The 15,555-nt window shown below is 63.2% G+C and carries 16 protein-coding genes; 11 read left to right on the top strand and 5 right to left on the bottom strand.

From position 1 onward, the window contains the following. The first annotated feature begins 9 nt into the window (after positions 1 to 9). Entirely contained in the window at positions 10 to 738 is a 729-nt protein-coding gene (locus tag ACR0MM_RS01125) for a c-type cytochrome (protein ID WP_480693959.1), read from the top strand. Here ACR0MM_RS01125 and ACR0MM_RS01120 read toward each other — a convergent pair. Beyond that, entirely contained in the window at positions 732 to 2,687 is a 1,956-nt protein-coding gene (locus ACR0MM_RS01120) for a 4Fe-4S binding protein (RefSeq protein WP_480693957.1), read from the bottom strand. The two genes, ACR0MM_RS01125 and ACR0MM_RS01120, sit on opposite strands and share 7 nt — an antisense overlap. Positions 2,688 to 2,938: 251 nt before the next feature. Here ACR0MM_RS01120 and ACR0MM_RS01115 point away from each other — a divergent pair, with 251 nt between their 5' ends. The 10 genes from ACR0MM_RS01115 to ACR0MM_RS01070 all read left to right on the top strand — a co-directional run bounded on the left by ACR0MM_RS01115 (position 2,939) and on the right by ACR0MM_RS01070 (position 12,109). After that, complete coding sequence (locus ACR0MM_RS01115) at positions 2,939 to 3,493, top strand: DUF3305 domain-containing protein (protein WP_149775839.1); 555 nt, start codon at positions 2,939 to 2,941, stop codon at positions 3,491 to 3,493. Next, positions 3,490 to 4,059, top strand: a complete 570-nt coding sequence (locus tag ACR0MM_RS01110; RefSeq protein ID WP_170357560.1) for a DUF3306 domain-containing protein — start codon at positions 3,490 to 3,492, stop codon at positions 4,057 to 4,059. The genes ACR0MM_RS01115 and ACR0MM_RS01110 overlap by 4 nt, the downstream gene beginning before the upstream one ends. 4 nt (positions 4,060 to 4,063) lie before the next feature. Then, positions 4,064 to 4,675 carry a TorD/DmsD family molecular chaperone gene (locus ACR0MM_RS01105; RefSeq protein WP_005983758.1) on the top strand — a complete coding sequence of 204 codons (612 nt, stop codon included), beginning with the start codon at positions 4,064 to 4,066 and terminating at the stop codon, positions 4,673 to 4,675. A gap of 61 nt (positions 4,676 to 4,736) precedes the next feature. Beyond that, positions 4,737 to 4,925: a twin-arginine translocation signal domain-containing protein gene (locus ACR0MM_RS01100; protein WP_005983760.1), complete on the top strand. Its 189-nt coding sequence runs from the start codon at positions 4,737 to 4,739 to the stop codon at positions 4,923 to 4,925. 129 nt (positions 4,926 to 5,054) lie between these two features. After that, on the top strand, positions 5,055 to 7,949 hold the full coding sequence (locus ACR0MM_RS01095; RefSeq protein ID WP_170366942.1) for a formate dehydrogenase subunit alpha: 2,895 nt from the start codon (positions 5,055 to 5,057) through the stop codon (positions 7,947 to 7,949). A gap of 11 nt (positions 7,950 to 7,960) precedes the next feature. Continuing rightward, positions 7,961 to 8,554 (top strand): formate dehydrogenase FDH3 subunit beta, encoded by a 594-nt coding sequence (gene fdh3B / locus ACR0MM_RS01090; RefSeq protein WP_005983764.1) that lies wholly within the window; start codon positions 7,961 to 7,963, stop codon positions 8,552 to 8,554. A gap of 71 nt (positions 8,555 to 8,625) precedes the next feature. After that, positions 8,626 to 9,834 (top strand): formate dehydrogenase subunit gamma, encoded by a 1,209-nt coding sequence (locus ACR0MM_RS01085; protein WP_480693954.1) that lies wholly within the window; start codon positions 8,626 to 8,628, stop codon positions 9,832 to 9,834. Then, positions 9,835 to 11,097, top strand: a complete 1,263-nt coding sequence (locus ACR0MM_RS01080; RefSeq protein WP_480693952.1) for a c-type cytochrome — start codon at positions 9,835 to 9,837, stop codon at positions 11,095 to 11,097. Between the two features lie 13 nt (positions 11,098 to 11,110). Then, positions 11,111 to 11,236, top strand: a complete 126-nt coding sequence (locus ACR0MM_RS01075) for a hypothetical protein (protein WP_480693950.1) — start codon at positions 11,111 to 11,113, stop codon at positions 11,234 to 11,236. After that, a complete protein-coding gene (locus ACR0MM_RS01070; protein ID WP_480693948.1) occupies positions 11,237 to 12,109 on the top strand; it encodes a substrate-binding domain-containing protein in 873 nt (290 codons plus the stop codon). It abuts the gene before it with no gap. Between the two features lie 6 nt (positions 12,110 to 12,115). Here the strand turns inward: ACR0MM_RS01070 and ACR0MM_RS01065 are convergent, their stop codons facing one another. The 4 genes from ACR0MM_RS01065 to ACR0MM_RS01050 form a co-directional block, all read right to left on the bottom strand. Beyond that, positions 12,116 to 12,934 (bottom strand): ABC transporter substrate-binding protein, encoded by an 819-nt coding sequence (locus tag ACR0MM_RS01065; RefSeq protein ID WP_480693946.1) that lies wholly within the window; start codon positions 12,932 to 12,934, stop codon positions 12,116 to 12,118. 19 nt (positions 12,935 to 12,953) lie between these two features. Continuing rightward, entirely contained in the window at positions 12,954 to 13,688 is a 735-nt protein-coding gene (locus tag ACR0MM_RS01060) for an ATP-binding cassette domain-containing protein (RefSeq protein ID WP_480693944.1), read from the bottom strand. After that, positions 13,681 to 14,394, bottom strand: coding sequence for an ABC transporter permease (locus ACR0MM_RS01055; RefSeq protein WP_170339062.1), 714 nt, complete (start codon positions 14,392 to 14,394; stop codon positions 13,681 to 13,683). The genes ACR0MM_RS01060 and ACR0MM_RS01055 overlap by 8 nt, the downstream gene beginning before the upstream one ends. A 153-nt stretch (positions 14,395 to 14,547) precedes the next feature. Further along, entirely contained in the window at positions 14,548 to 15,537 is a 990-nt protein-coding gene (locus tag ACR0MM_RS01050) for an ABC transporter substrate-binding protein (protein ID WP_480693942.1), read from the bottom strand. Between the last annotated feature and the right edge of the window lie 18 nt (positions 15,538 to 15,555).

Here is a 15,555-nt window from a genome sequence, read left to right as displayed (position 1 = left end):
GGCTGGGCCATGCGCTTTGTTCTTTTGTGCCTGAGCCTGACGCTCTTCGCCAGCCCCTCTTGGTCGCAGGAGGAGATTGGTCTGGCCGCGCCGGACGATGTCGCACGCTCGGGTCTTTTGAAACATATTCTTCCGCGCTTCTCGCTCAAGACCGGAATCCGGGTTGTCGCGGATGAAGGTGGCGCGATGGTTCTGACGGTCGGGCCACCGGGACAGCCGGTGTTTCAGCGCGGCGGCGACATCTATCACCTGCGCGTTCAGGACGACCCGCGGCAGGCCCGCTTTCAGGATTGGCTGTTGTCCGACGTGGGCAAACGCACCGTCGAAAGTTTTGCACCGACCGAGGGCGGCCCGTTCTCGGCCAGTTTCGAAATGGTCGCTGCGCCCGAGTCGGATGCCATCGAAGGCGACGCCTTGCTGGGTGAAAAGCTGTCGCTGACCCATTGCGGGCGCTGTCATGTGATCGGCCCTCAGAACCGGATGAACGGGTTGGGCTCCACGCCGTCCTTCGCGGTGCTGCGCGCGATGCCGGACTGGTCGAACCGGTTCCAGGCGTTCTTTGCCCTGAATCCGCATCCTTCCTTTACCCAGATCGAAGGGATCACTGCGCCCTTCGACCCCGAACGCCCCCCGCCCATTCATCCGGTAACGCTCACGCAGGACGAGGTTGAGGCGATCCTCGCCTATGTCTCGGTCATCCGCGCGGCCGATCTGGGGGCCCCGCTCAAGCTTCAGTGATCCTTGCGCTTGCTGAAGTAGTCATCGGTGGTGACGACCTTGGGCTTGGGCTTTGAGGTAAATGGGTTGTCCTGACTGTGGAACTGCGCCTGCACACGGCAATCGTCACACATCTGGATCATCTTCGCCTGCTCGGACGTGGCAAACATCGGGTGGCTGCCGGCCAGCTTCTCCATGATCCGTTCGACCGTCGATTTCACCCCGAACAGAGCACCGCATTCGATGCAGGCAAAAGGCTCTTCTTCGTTCAGGACACGCGGCGACAGCGCGCGGTCGCTCAGGTCCAGTTCGGGCACCAGGGTGATCGCGCTTTCGGGACAGATGGTCTTGCACAGCCCGCATTGGAGGCAGGCATCCTGTTGAAAGTTCAGCTGAGGCATGTCGGGGTTGTCGATCAATGCGCCTGACGGGCACAGCGACACACAACTCAGGCACAGAGTGCAGGCTTCGGTGTCCACCGCCACCGCGCCATAGGGCGCGTGTTCCGGCAGAGGCAGCGGCTGAGACGCATCTGGGCGCAGCGCCTGCGCCGCCAGCCGCGTGATCTGGCGCCGGTTGCCCAGCGGCAGAACCGGCTGGGCCAGTGGCTGCGGCACGTCCTTCGCATAAAGCAGATCGGTCAGTGCATCCGGATCGGATTCGTCGATCACTCCGATGACGTCCGCTCCGGCGATGGCCAGCGCCAGCGGCAGTTCGCGGTCCAACGCATCCCGCTCGGTCGTCGGGGCCAGCAGGATGTCGACCCGGGCAAAGCCATGAGCCAAGGCAGCCAGCATCTCGGCATGTCCAAAGCCGGACACCACCCCCAGTTCCAGCGGGATCACATCGGCAGGCAGCCCACGTCCGAACCGCGCGGCCAGCCGGATCATCTCGGCCCCGTGGGCATTATGTACCAAAAGGCGCGGGGCACGCCCCCCGGCCCGACGGTAGGTCGCCGCCAGGGTTTTCATCCGCGCCAGCAGGGCCGCCACCGGCGGATCTTCGTAGCTGATCGCGGTCGAGGGGCACAGGGCCGCGCATTCACCGCAGCCCGCGCAGACCATCGGGTCGATGGCCACGTGATCTCCGGCCGGGGTGATGGCCCCGGTGGGGCAGATGTCCAGACAGTTGGAACAGCCCACCTGCCCGGCCCGCGAATGGGCGCACAGGGTTTCTTCGAGCCTGACATACAGCGGCTTTTCGAAGGTCCCGACCAGCTGCGCCGCGTCAAAGGCCAGCCGGGCAACCGTGACCGCATCGCGCGGATCGGCGCGCAGGTAGCCTTCGCGCTTGTCGGGGGCCGTCACGAAAGGCGTACCCCCCGCCAGGTCGATCAGCACATCGCAGGCCGACACCGCACCGTCGCGCGGCGGGGTCCAGACAAACGCACCGCGCCCCGCCGGATCAATCTGCTGCAATGCATCCAGCCGCAGCGTGAACCCGCCCAGCGCCCCCGAGACCGACCGGACCCGCGCGCGCACCACGTCGTTGGCCCGGCTGTCAGGCTGCGTATCATCGGTGACGACCACTGTCACCGCCATCGTGTCCGACAGTCGTTGGGCAAGGTCAAACGCAACCTCACCCGGCCCGATGATGCAGGCGGTGCCTTCGCTGATGACATCTACGCTGGGTGTGATCGGCTGCTGCAACAGAGCCTCGGCCGCCAGCGCCGCCATCTTGGGCATAGACGCGCGCGCCTGCTCGGACCAGCCGGCCCGGTCGCGCAGATCGACAAAGCCGGGGTGATCCACGCCCAGTTCCTCGGCCAGTTCGCGGAACACTTGGGCCTCTTGCCCGCAGGCGATGACGATCTGGTCGTCCGACTGCATCAGCTTGGCCGCAGCGGTCAGTTCGGAGGTGCACAGCGCCGTGTGGACCCTGCTGCATTCAGCACCGCAGGCGTCCGATATCCCCTGCCCGTCCAGGGCCTGACTTCCAGCGCAATCGCACAAGACCAATTTGGTGACCATGTTCCCCCCGCATCTCTTCCTTGCCCCAACCTTAGACCCAAACGCCGCCCATGCAACGTGTGGCGGCCGGTTCTGGTCAGAAACTCTGTGTCGCCCGCCAAAGTCGGCTGATCGTCGCCGCGACCCATTTGCGACGACTTTTTTCCAAATCACGACCATTTCAGGGCGCTGCGGACTTGGCACGTGGCCCATTTGTGTACCATAGTGAACCCAAGGGAAAGCAGGGGAGAGCTTTTCCGGGGAGGATCAAAGTGGCCGAGGCCGCAAAACAGATCGAAATGCCGGTTGGCGTCGTCGTGCGCAAGACACCGGGGGTCACGCGCTGGGCCCGGTGGAATTGGCGCGCGGTTGCTGTGCTGCCCGGCGCCCCGCCCGCCGACTGGGTCGAACTGCGCCGCGAGGGCGATGCGGTCGAATACCACGCTGCCACCCTGCCCTTGAAACTCTGGTCCGATGAAACCGAGGCCTATATGGCCAATCTCTCGGACAGCCAGCCATCGCTGTATCTTGTCCTGCGTGACGATGCCGAAGGTGATCGCCCGCTGAACGCGTTTCTGATCACCGCCTCGCCCTACGAGGGGCAGGACTATGCCGATACCGGCGAAGAGATCGTGGAAAAGATCCCGATGACCGAAGGCCTGATTGCTTGGGTGCGCGATTTCACTCTGGCCCATCACCGCGATGAGGTGTTCATCAAACGCCGCCGCGACAAGAAACGGGTGGATCTTGTAGAAGATGGCAAGGGCGATGCGCGCATTCGGCAGACCTCGGATGTCTACCGCGCCCCGCGGAGGGCCGTGCAATGAGCGCCCGACAGGATTTCTGGTCGCGCCGCAAGGCCGCCGTGCAGGCCGAAGCGCAGGCCGAACGAGAGGCCCTGACCGCGCAGGAGATCGCCGCGCAGCAGGCCGAACTGGAAGAAAAGACCGACGCCGAGATTTTGGCCGAGCTTGACCTGCCCGACCCTGACCTGCTGCAGGCGGGCGACGATGTTTCGGGCTTCATGGACAAGGCCGTGCCGGACCGTCTGCGCCGCCGCGCCTTGCGGCGCTTGTGGCGGTTGAACCCGGTACTGGCGAATGTGGACGGGCTGGTCGATTACGGTGAGGACTACACCGACGCCGCCTGCGTGGTCGAAAACCTGCAGACGGCTTACCAGGTGGGCAAAGGCATGTTGCGCCATATCGAGGCGTTGGCCGAGCAGAAGGAAGCCGAGGAACACCCGGTCGAGGCCGAAGCCGAGCCGACTACCGAAACGCCCGAGCCTGAAGCCGAGCCCGCGCCCCCTGTCGAAGTGGCAGACGCCATCCAACCGGATGAGGACGAACGCCCCCCGGCCCCGCGGCGCATGAAATTTGAATTCGAAGGATGACCCGATGAACATTCGCGACCCGCAGACGTTCGAGATTTCCCCCGAAGACCGTCTGCGCGCGGATTTCTACAACTTTCTGGGCCTGCTTCTGGCCACACCGCCCGACCAGACCCTGCTGAGCCAGATCGCGGCGTTGTCGGGGGACGAGACAGATCTGGGCCAGGCCATTCAGGCCATGGCCCGCGTGGCCAAGGTGACCAAGCCCGAAGCGGCCGAGCGCGAGTTCAACGCATTGTTCATCGGGCTGGGGCGCGGAGAACTGCTGCCCTATGCCAGCTTCTACCTGACCGGGTTCCTGAACGAGAAACCGCTGGCGCAGCTGCGCAACGACATGGCGGCGCGGGGCATCACCCGGGCGGCAAACGTGTTCGAACCCGAAGACAACATCGCCTCGTTGATGGAGATGATGGGCGGCATGATCGTCGGCCGTTTCGGCGGCCCGGCCGCGTTGGAAGATCAAAAGACGTTCTGGAACAAGCATATCGGCCCCTGGGCCGAGCACTTTTTCTCGGACCTGGAAGCAGCCGAGCATTCGGTTCTCTATGCCTCGGTCGGCACCGCCGGCCGGGTTTTCATGGAGATCGAACGCGAGGCCTTCCGCATGACGACGCACTAGGCGGCCGTCATTCGCTGGCGCCCCGGCGGGCGCTGAACCGCAAATGGGAAAGGAGGATCCCATGAGCAAGACCAAGGAGACCGGCGCCAGCCGCCGCGACTTCCTGAAACTGGCGGGCACCGCGGCCCCGGCAGCCGTTGCAGCGGCCAGCCTGGGAACCGAGGCCGAAGCGGCCGAGCAACCCTCGGACGAGACCCGCATTCAGGACACAGCGCATACCCGCGCCTATTTCGACAGCGCGCGCTTCTAGGCCGCCTCGGCGACGCCCGGCGCTGGTCCGGACGTGGTCACACTCGGCTGACGGTTGCGATTGGCCCTGACGTCGATTTCGAAACACCAAGCCAGCCATGATCAACATGGCCAGCAAGGGAGGAAGGAAATGCTTAGGAAAAAGACCAACGGGGTTGCGAGACGCCCCCAGCGGACAAGTATCCTGTCCCAAATCGGCGAAAAGAGCGTCGATCGCCGCGCGTTCCTGCGTGGCTCGGGCCTGACGATCGGCGGCCTGGCCGCGATCAGCGCCACGGGTGGAACCGTGTCGCCCGCCAGCGCCCAGACTGCAGCCAACACGGCTGTGGAGAACATCAAATCCGTCTGCACGCATTGCTCGGTCGGCTGTACCGTGGTTGCCGAAGTGCAGAACGGCGTCTGGATCGGGCAGGAACCCGGTTGGGACAGCCCGTTCAACCTGGGCGCTCACTGTGCCAAGGGGGCCGCTGTCCGTGAACACGCCCATGGCGAACGCCGCCTGAAATACCCGATGAAGAAAGAGGGTGGCGAGTGGAAGCGCATCAGCTGGGAAGAGGCGATCAACGAGATCGGCGACGGCATGATGAGCATCCGCGAGGAAAGCGGGCCTGACAGCGTCTATTGGTTGGGTTCGGCCAAGCACAACAACGAACAGGCCTATCTGTTCCGTAAGTTCGCGGCCTACTGGGGCACCAACAACGTGGACCACCAGGCGCGGATCTGCCACTCGACCACCGTTGCGGGTGTTGCGAATACATGGGGCTACGGCGCCATGACCAACAGCTACAACGACATCCACAATTCCAAGGCGATCTTTATCATCGGCGGCAACCCGGCCGAGGCGCACCCCGTCTCGCTGCTGCATGTTCTGCGCGCGAAAGAGCAGAACAACGCCCCGCTGATCGTGTGCGACCCGCGCTTTACGCGCACCGCGGCCCATGCCGACGAATATGTCCGCTTCCGCCCCGGCACCGACGTGGCGCTGATCTGGGGCATCCTGTGGCACATCTTCGACAACAGCTGGGAAGACAAAGAGTTCATCCGCACCCGTGTCTGGGGCATGGACCAGATCCGCGAGGAGGTCGCCAACTGGACCCCCGAAGAGACCGAGCGCGTCACCGGCGTGCCGGGATCGCAGCTCAAGCGCGTGGCGCGGACGCTGGCCAACAACCGTCCCGGCACCGTGATCTGGTGCATGGGCGGCACCCAGCACACCAACGGCAACAACAATACGCGCGCCTATTGCGTGCTGCAGCTGGCGTTGGGCAACATGGGCACCTCTGGTGGTGGCACCAACATCTTCCGCGGCCATGACAACGTGCAGGGCGCGACCGATCTGGGCGTTCTGTCCCACACCCTGCCCGGCTATTACGGCCTGTCCGCAGGCGCATGGGGTCACTGGGCCCGCGTCTGGGGCGAGGAACCGGAGTGGCTGGCTGGCCAGTTCGCAATGGTCAAGGACAAGGACGGCAAGGACAAGTCGCTGCAGAACGAACGGGGCATCCCGGTTTCGCGCTGGATCGACGGTGTTCTGGAAGATCCCGAGAATATGGATCAGCCCAACAACGTCCGCGCCATGGTTCTGTGGGGCCACGCGCCCAACTCGCAGACCCGGATGGTCGAAATGAAGACGGCGATGGAAAAGTTGGACATGCTGGTCGTAATCGACCCGTATCCCACCGTTTCCGCGGTCCTGCATGACCGGACCGATGGCGTCTATCTGCTGCCGGCCTGTACGCAGTTCGAAACCCGTGGCTCGGTCACGGCCTCGAACCGTTCGCTGCAGTGGCGCGACAAGGTCGTCGATCCGCTGTTCGAAAGCCTGCCGGACGAGGTCATCATGGCCAAGTTCGCCAACAAGTTCGGCTGGGCGGATCGGTTCTTCCGCAATATCGAAATGGAGGACCCCGAAACCCCGAATGTCGAAAGCATCACGCGCGAGTTCAACGCGGGGCTGTGGACGATCGGCTATACCGGTCAGTCGCCAGAGCGGATCAAAAGCCATATGGCCAACCAGCACACGTTCGACAGAACGACGCTGCAGGCCGTGGGCGGTCCGAATGATGGCGAATACTACGGTCTGCCGTGGCCCTGCTGGGGCACCGCCGAGATGGGGCATCCGGGGACGCCAAACCTCTATGACATGTCCAAGCCGGTGGCCGAGGGTGGCCTGACCTTCCGTGCACGTTTCGGCGTCGAGCGTGACGGTCAGAACCTGCTGGCCGAAGGGGTCTACAGCGTGGGTTCGGAAATCCAGGACGGATACCCCGAGTTCACGATGCAGATGCTGATGGATCTGGGCTGGGATGGCGACCTGACAGCCGAGGAACGCGCGGCCATCGACGCCGTGGCAGGACCCAAGACCAACTGGAAGACCGACCTGTCAGGCGGCATCCAGCGGGTGGCCATCAAGCATGGCTGTGCGCCCTTCGGCAATGCTAAGGCCCGCACCGTGGTCTGGACCTTCCCGGATCCGATCCCGCTGCACCGCGAGCCGCTGTACACGCCGCGGCGCGATCTGGTGGCCGACTATCCCACCTACGAGGACCGTCAGGCCTATCGCCTTCCGACCTTGTACGCTTCGATCCAGAAGAACGACTTTTCAAAGGATTACCCGATAATCCTGACGTCAGGTCGTCTGGTCGAATATGAAGGTGGCGGCGACGAGACACGGTCGAACCCGTGGCTGGCCGAGCTGCAGCAGGACATGTTCGTCGAGATCAATCCGCGTGACGCCAACAACCTTGGCATTCGCGACGGATCGCAGGTCTGGGTCGAAGGTCCCGAGGGCGGCAAGGTCAAGGTGATGGCGATGCTGACCGAAAGGGTCGGTGCCGGCGTGGCCTTCATGCCATTCCACTTCGGCGGCCATTTCCAGGGCGCGGACCTGAGGGAGAAATACCCGAAAGGTGCCGACCCGTACGTACTGGGTGAAAGCACCAACACCGCCCAGACCTATGGCTATGATTCAGTGACCCAGATGCAGGAGACCAAAGCGACTCTCTGCAAGATCTGGGCAGCGTAAGGAGGACGACAATGGCTAGAGCAAAGTTTCTCTGCGACGCTGAACGCTGCATCGAGTGCAACGCCTGCGTGACTGCGTGCAAGAACGAACACGAGGTTCCGTGGGGCATCAACCGCCGCCGGGTGGTGACGATCAATGACGGCAAACCGGGTGAACGCTCGATCTCGGTCGCCTGCATGCATTGTTCGGATGCGCCCTGCATGGCGGTGTGCCCGGTCGACTGCTTCTATCAGAACGAAGAAGGCGTCGTCCTGCACTCCAAGGACCTGTGCATCGGCTGCGGCTATTGCTTCTATGCGTGCCCGTTCGGCGCGCCGCAATACCCGCAGGCCGGCAACTTCGGATCGCGCGGCAAGATGGACAAATGTACCTTCTGTGCCGGCGGCCCCGAGGAAACGCACTCGACCGCAGAGTTCGCCAAATACGGCCGCAACCGGATCGCCGAGGGCAAACTGCCCATCTGCGCCGAGATGTGTTCGACCAAGGCCCTGCTTGCCGGTGACGGTGACGTGGTCTCGGCCATCTACCGCGAACGCGTCGTGGCGCGCGGGTTCGGCTCGGGCGCCTGGGGTTGGGGCACGGCCTACGACCAGAAGGACGGCTGAGACCTCAGCCTGACAACACGGGTGACCCGCGCAGGTGGGTCACCCGATTTTGGATTGATACCGAGGTTCCGATGCTGCGCATTTTTCTGGCTTTGACGTTGACACTTGGGATCGCGCAGGGCGCGCTTGCACAAGACACGACCGGCACAGACGAACCAGCCGCTGCCCCGCGCGCGCAGACCGGTGGCGCCACGACGCTCGAGGATATTCTGGCCCGGCAACGCGGTGAGAAGGTCGACAACAGCTATCGCGCACAGAATACCGGGCAAGGCAATGCCGAAGGTCTGCTGGGTCAGTTGGGCACGCGCGGCGTGGCTTCGGACAGCGATGTGTATCGCGCCATCCGCTATGGCTCGGCCGATGTCACCGTGTCGACAAAGGGGCCGGCTGCCGGCGTGCTGATCCAGGACGGTGGCATGTGGTGGTGGACTTTCCGCACCGGTCCGCTACGCGAATACGGAACCTATATTCTGGGCGGGATGCTGGTCGTTCTGCTGCTGTTTTTCCTGATCCGCGGCCGCATCCGCATCGACGGCGAGAAAACGGGCCGCACGGTCACCCGGTTTTCAGGATTTGAAAGGTTCGGGCACTGGCTGTTTGCCGGCTCGTTCCTGATACTTGGATTGACCGGTCTGCTGACGCTCTACGGCCGGGATTTCCTGATCCCCCTGTTCGGCAAGGAAGGGTTCGCCACCATCGCGCAAGGCTGCAAGTGGTTGCACAACAATCTGGCCTGGGCCTTCATGCTGGGATTGGTCATCATCACCGTGAACTGGATCGCCCACAACATCCCCAACCGGACCGACCTGAAATGGTTGGCGGCGGGCGGCGGATTGTTCACCAAAGGCAGCCACCCCCCGGCCAAGAAATTCAACGCCGGTCAAAAGATCATTTTCTGGCTGTGCATCCTGCTTGGCGTCTCGATCAGCCTGTCGGGCCTGTCGCTGCTGTTCCCGTTCGAGCTTCCGATGTTCGCCAAGACGTTTTCGATCGCCAACGCGACCGGTTTGCCCCAACTGATGGGGTTGGACCTGCCCACGCAGATGTCTCCGCAGGAAGAGATGCAATATGCCCAGATCTGGCACGTCATGGTCGCCTATGCCTTCATCGCCATCATTCTGGCCCATATCTACCTCGGCTCGGTCGGCATGGAGGGCGCGTTTGACGCCATGGGCACCGGCGAGGTCGAAGAGCAATGGGCGCGCGAGCACCATTCGCTGTGGCTGGAAGAGGTAAAGGCGCAGGAGGCCAGCGACGGCGCGGCCTCGCCTGCCGAATAGATGCGCGGGCTGGCTTTGGCGCTGGCCCTGCTGCCGCTGCCGCTGGCGGCGGATTTCTACACGCTCAAGGGCCATGGTGGGCCGATCATGGACATCGCCGCAGCCCCGGACGGGCGCATTGCCACCGCCAGTTTCGACAATTCCGTGGGCCTGTGGTCCGGGCAGCAGCCGGACTGGCTGGAAGGTCACGAGGCTGCCGTGAACGCGGTGGTGTTCAACGGCACGGCGATCTATTCGGCCGGCGACGACTTTACCCTGCGCCGTTGGCCCGGTGGACAGGTCGTTGGTCAGCACAAGGGCAAGGTCGTCGGGCTCGCGGCCTCAAAGACGCTTGTGGCGACTGCCAGTTGGGATGGGACGATCGGCCTGTGGCCAACCCAGGGCGGTGCGGCCAAGCTGCTGGGCCCTACAGGCAGCGGCGTCAACGCGGTGGCCTTCGCGCCGGACGGACGGTCGCTGTACTCCGCCGGGGTAGACGGCAGCTTGCGGATATGGGACGTGACGACCGGGGCCGAAACCGCGCGACTGGTCGAACACGGATTCGGCATCAACGAACTGGTCCTGAACGCGCAAGACGGTTGGATCGCCTATGGTGCGGTCGATGGCGTGACCCGCATTCTGGACCTGACCACCGGGGTCGAGCGTGATTTCACGCTGGACCGTCGTCCGATCCTTGCGCTTGCCCTCAGCCCGGATCGGTCACTGCTGGCGGTGGGCGATGGTGAGGGCTACATCATGGTCATCGACACGCAGAACTGGCGGATTGCGCAGGATTTCCGGGCAACGCTGCGCGGCCCGGTCTGGGCACTGGCCTTTTCCCCCGATGGAGAGAACCTGCACGCAGGCGGGCTGGATCAGGCCATGTACAGCTGGCCGGTGGCCGCGCTGGGGTCACAGGAACGGATGGCCAGCCAAGAGCCGAGTTTCCTGAAGGACCCCGAAGAAATGCAAAACGGAGAACGGCAGTTCGCCCGGAAATGCTCGATCTGCCACAGCCTGACGCCGGACGATCAGCGCCGGGCCGGACCGACCCTGCATGGCGTATTCGGGCGTCAGGCCGGGACACTGCCTGGCTACATCTACTCGGAAACGCTGCAAGGGTCTGATATCATTTGGAACGAACAGACGATAAACGCTCTTTTCGATCAGGGACCGGACCACTACATTCCGGGGTCGAAGATGCCGATGCAGCGGATCGCGCAGGCGCAGGACCGCACCGACCTGATTGAATTTCTGCGCAGCGCGACAGCGCCCGCAGACTAAGCCGGAGGATAAGATGAAAGCCTTTCTTGCAGCTGCCGCCGCAATGGTCGTCATTACTGCCGCCGCACCGATGGTATTGCAGCAACTCGGACACGCAGCGGCCGAGACGCAGACCGGCTCCTCGGTGCGACTAGACTGAATGTCCGAATTCCTGACCACACGAGAGTTGGCGGACCTGCTGCGCATTGGCGAACGCAAGGCCTATGATCTGGCGTCTTCGGGCGAAGTGCCCTGCGTGAAAGCGATGGGCAAACTTCTCTTTCCCCGGGCCGAGGTACTGGCCTGGCTCAATGCGTCGCGTACCGGGCCGGACACGGTCAAACCGCCCCTGCCCGACATCGTGGCTGGCAGCCATGACCCCCTTTTGGATTGGGCACTCCGCGAAAGCGGCTCGGGGTTGGCCACCTATTACGACGGCTCATTCGACGGGCTGAACCGCCTTGCGCGACGTGACGCACAAGCCGCGGTACTGCACATCCATGAACCGGGCGGGTTCAACGTCAATTCCGTCCGCGATGCGCTGGGAGAGGCGCCCGTGGTACTGTACGAGGTCGCAAGCCGCCAGCGCGGCCTGTTGCTGGCCCCCGGGGTTCAGGGAATTTCCGATTTTGGTGATCTGAAAGGCCGCCGTGTCGTGCTGCGCCAGGACAGTGCCGCCAGTCAGCACTTGTTCGATGCCCAGTTGGAGAGCTGCGGCCTGAGCCGCGCCGATCTTGACGCCCTGCCGACTTGTGCCCGCACCGAAGAGGAACTGGCAATCGCCCTGCACGACCGGAAGGCCGAGGCAGGGTTCGGCATCGGAGCCTTGGCGCGTCTCTACGGGTTGGGCTTCATTCCGACCCACTCCGAACGTCTCGACCTCGCCATCTGGCGGCGGTCCTGTTTCGATCCCCCGATGCAGAAACTACTGACTTTTCTGGGTACAGACAAATTCAGGCGTCGCGCCGATGAATTGGGCGGATACGATCTGTCCGGCTTGGGACAGATCCATCACAACGGCGCAAGTGACTGACCGACCCTATTGCTGCGCGTTCGGAAAGAAGAGCTGCTCTCCGTTCAATTTGTACGCCGCGATTGCTTCCTGACCGTCCGGGCCAGTGAGCCAGTCGATGAACCTTCTTCCCGCGGCCGCCCGGACCCGCGGATGCTTTTCGGGGTTTACGAGGATCACTCCGTATTGATTGAACAACCGAGGATCGCCTTCGACCAGAACCTCAAGGTTTCCCTTGTTGCCGAACGACAGCCATGTGGCCCTGTCGGTCAGGGCATAGGCATCCATGCCCGCAGCGAGGTTGAGCGTTGCACCCATGCCCGATCCGGTCTCGCGGTACCACTCGCCCGACGACAAGGTCGGGTCGGTTCCGGACAGACTCCAAAGAGCCTTCTCCGCCTTGTGGGTCCCGCTGTCATCTGCGCGCGACGCGAACGGAGCTTTGGCCTGCGCGATCGCTGCCAACGCGGCCACTGCGTCGTCGTCGCCTTTGATCTTGGCCGGGTCCGATTTCGGGCCCACCAAGACAAAATCGTTGTACATCACGTCCCGCCGCTCAACACCCCAGCCGTCGGCCACGAATTGCTCTTCCGCTGGCTTGGCATGCACCAGCAGAACGTCACCGTCGCCGTTGATCGCGTTTCGGATCGCCTGCCCCGTCCCCACGGCCACAACACGGACATCGATCCCGCTTTCCGCCTCGAACCCCGGCAGGATAAAGTCCAGAAGGCCGGAATTCTGCGTCGATGTCGTGGACTGCACGACAATGAATGGTTCTTCGGCCGCTGCCGGACCGGCCAACAGCCCGAACAGGATCATTGCGCTTTTGATTGCTGCGCGAAACATGGATTGCCTCCGGTTGTTGTTATGTGACCAGCCAGCCCGCCAGATACTGGCGCGATGCCTGACATTGTGGCGCTTCCAGCACCTGTTTGGCGGTGCCATGCTCGACCACGCGCCCGCCCTGCATCATCACGATATCCGCCGCCAGCCGACGGGCTTGCCCGACGTCGTGGGTGACCATCACGATCCGCACCCCCCGGGCCGAGGCGCGCAGGATCATCGCCTCGATCATTTGGGTCGCCGCGGGATCGAGGGCGCTGGTGGGTTCGTCCAGGAACAGGGTCTCGGGGCCAAGCGCAAGCGCGCGAAGGATGGCCAGACGCTGTGCCTCGCCACCCGACAGCGAGCGCGCCGACTGCCGGGCCTTTGTCTCAAGCCCTCCTTCGGCCAGAAGTTCCTGGATCCGGTTCTTCCGAGCAGTCCTGCCGAGCCCCAGCCGTTTCAAAACAAAATCCAGATTGGCAGACACCGTGCGGCGCAGCAGAACCGGTTGCTGGAACACCATCGCCTGCCGGGCTTTGTGGGCCGCATTCAGAACACCGCAATCCTGCCGAACCTGCCCCGCATCCGCCTTGATCAAACCATGCAGGCAACGCAGCAGCAGGCTTTTGCCAGCACCGTTCGGCCCAAGGATCAAAGTCGGCCCCGGACCATCCATCATCAGCTGCGGGACATCCAGCAACAGCTTGCCATTTCGTTCCACTCGCAGACCATCGGCCTGCAGACAATTGGGCATTTCCGACATCAGATCACGCATGGCGCAACCCTTCCTGCTCGGCCCGAAGCGTCAGGGCGCTGACTGCCGCATTCACGGCCACGGCAATTCCGATCAGGATCGTCCCCAAGGCCAGCGCCAAGGCCAAGTTGCCTTTCGAGGTCTCCAACGCAATCGTCGTCGTCATGACCCGCGTCACGTGGTTGATGTTGCCGCCGACGATGATCACCGCGCCGACTTCGGCGATGGCTCGTCCGAACCCGGCCAGCAAGGCAGTCACCAACGCCAGACGCGCGTCCCACAAAAGCACCGGTACCGATGCCAGCCGCGACACTCCCAACGAGCGCAACTGTTCCGAATATTCCTCGGCCAGCATCTCGATCACCTGCCGAGTCAGCGCCGCGACGATCGGGGTCACCAGCACAGTTTGGGCTATGATCATGGCGGTCGGCGTATACAAAAGCTCCAGCACGCCCAGCGGACCCGAACGGGACAGCATCAGGTAGACCAGCAGGCCGACGACAACCGGGGGAAAGCCCATCAGAGCGTTCATCAGAATGATCAACGCGCGCCGTCCGGGAAAGCGGGCCACCGCCAAGGCCGCGCCAACCGGCATCCCGATCACGGCTGAAATCAACACAGCCAGCACCGAAACTTGCAGCGACAGCATCACGATCGCCCAAAGGTCCGGATCCCCGGTCAGGATCAGGTGGCCCGCTTGGCTGAATTGTGATGCAAAATCCTGCATTTTATTCCCGCATTCACCGAATTTCGTAGGGATCGCAAAATCTTACAGGAATAATAGAGGAAACCGCCTCTGAAGACAGTTAAATTCCGACATCCGCAAAAACAAACGCGGCCCACAGGGGGCCGCGCTGAATTGTTGTCATGGTACAACCAATCAGTTCAGGGCTGCATCCGTGATCTGGCTGGTCCACGCGCCTTCCGGCTTTTTGGTAATCACCGGGTCCGAGCCACCGGCCAGCAGCGTGTTCACCGTGCGCTCGAAATCAGCCGGATCCAACGCGCCGCTCGAACCTGCGGTCAGCTTGGCGATCTCGCCCATCATGCGCTTCTGGTGTTCCTCGGTCTGGGCACCGGTCGCATCGTTCTCCAACACGATTTCAGCGGCTTCGTCCGGGTTCTCCTCGGCGTATTTCCAGCCTTTCATCGAAGCGCGCACAAAGCGTTCCATCTTGTCGACGAAGGCCGGGTCGCTGAGGTTTTCTTCAAGCACGTACAGGCCATCTTCCAGCGTGGCTACGCCCTGGTCTTCATACTTGAAGGTCACCAGCTCGTCGGGGCTGACGCCGGCGTCGATCACCTGCCAGTATTCATTGTAGGTCATGGTGCTGATGCAATCGGCCTGGCGCTGCAGCAGCGGGTCGACGTTGAAGCCCTGCTTCAAAACCTCGACGCCGTTCTCGCTCTTGCCGCCGGTGTCGATGCCCAGCTGGCTCATCCAGCTCATGAACGGGAACTCATTGCCGAAGAACCAGACGCCCAGCGTGCGGTTCTTGAGGTCCTCGGGCGAGGAAATGCCCGCATCCTTCCAGCAGGTCAGCATCATGCCCGAGCTTTTGAACGGCTGAGCAATGTTGACCAGCGGCAGGCCCTTTTCGCGCGCAGCCAGCGCTGCGGGCATCCATTCGACGGTCACATCGGCGCCTCCGCCCGCGATCACCTGCGTGGGCGCGATGTCGGGGCCGCCGGGCAGGATGGTGACGTCCAGCCCCTCTTCTTCGTAGAATCCCTTGTCCTTGGCGACGTAGTAGCCCGCGAACTGGGCCTGCGTGACCCATTTCAATTGCAGCGTCACCTCGTCTGCGGCAAAGGCCGATCCGGCCGTCAGGGCCAGGGCCGTGATTGCCCCGCTGATAAACTTCTTCATCTTCATTTCTCCTAGTTG

Source organism: Ruegeria sp. BC6, from assembly GCF_056539185.1.
The sequence above is the reverse complement of the archived record's forward strand: the minus strand, read 5'-3'. Positions and strand labels throughout refer to the sequence as shown.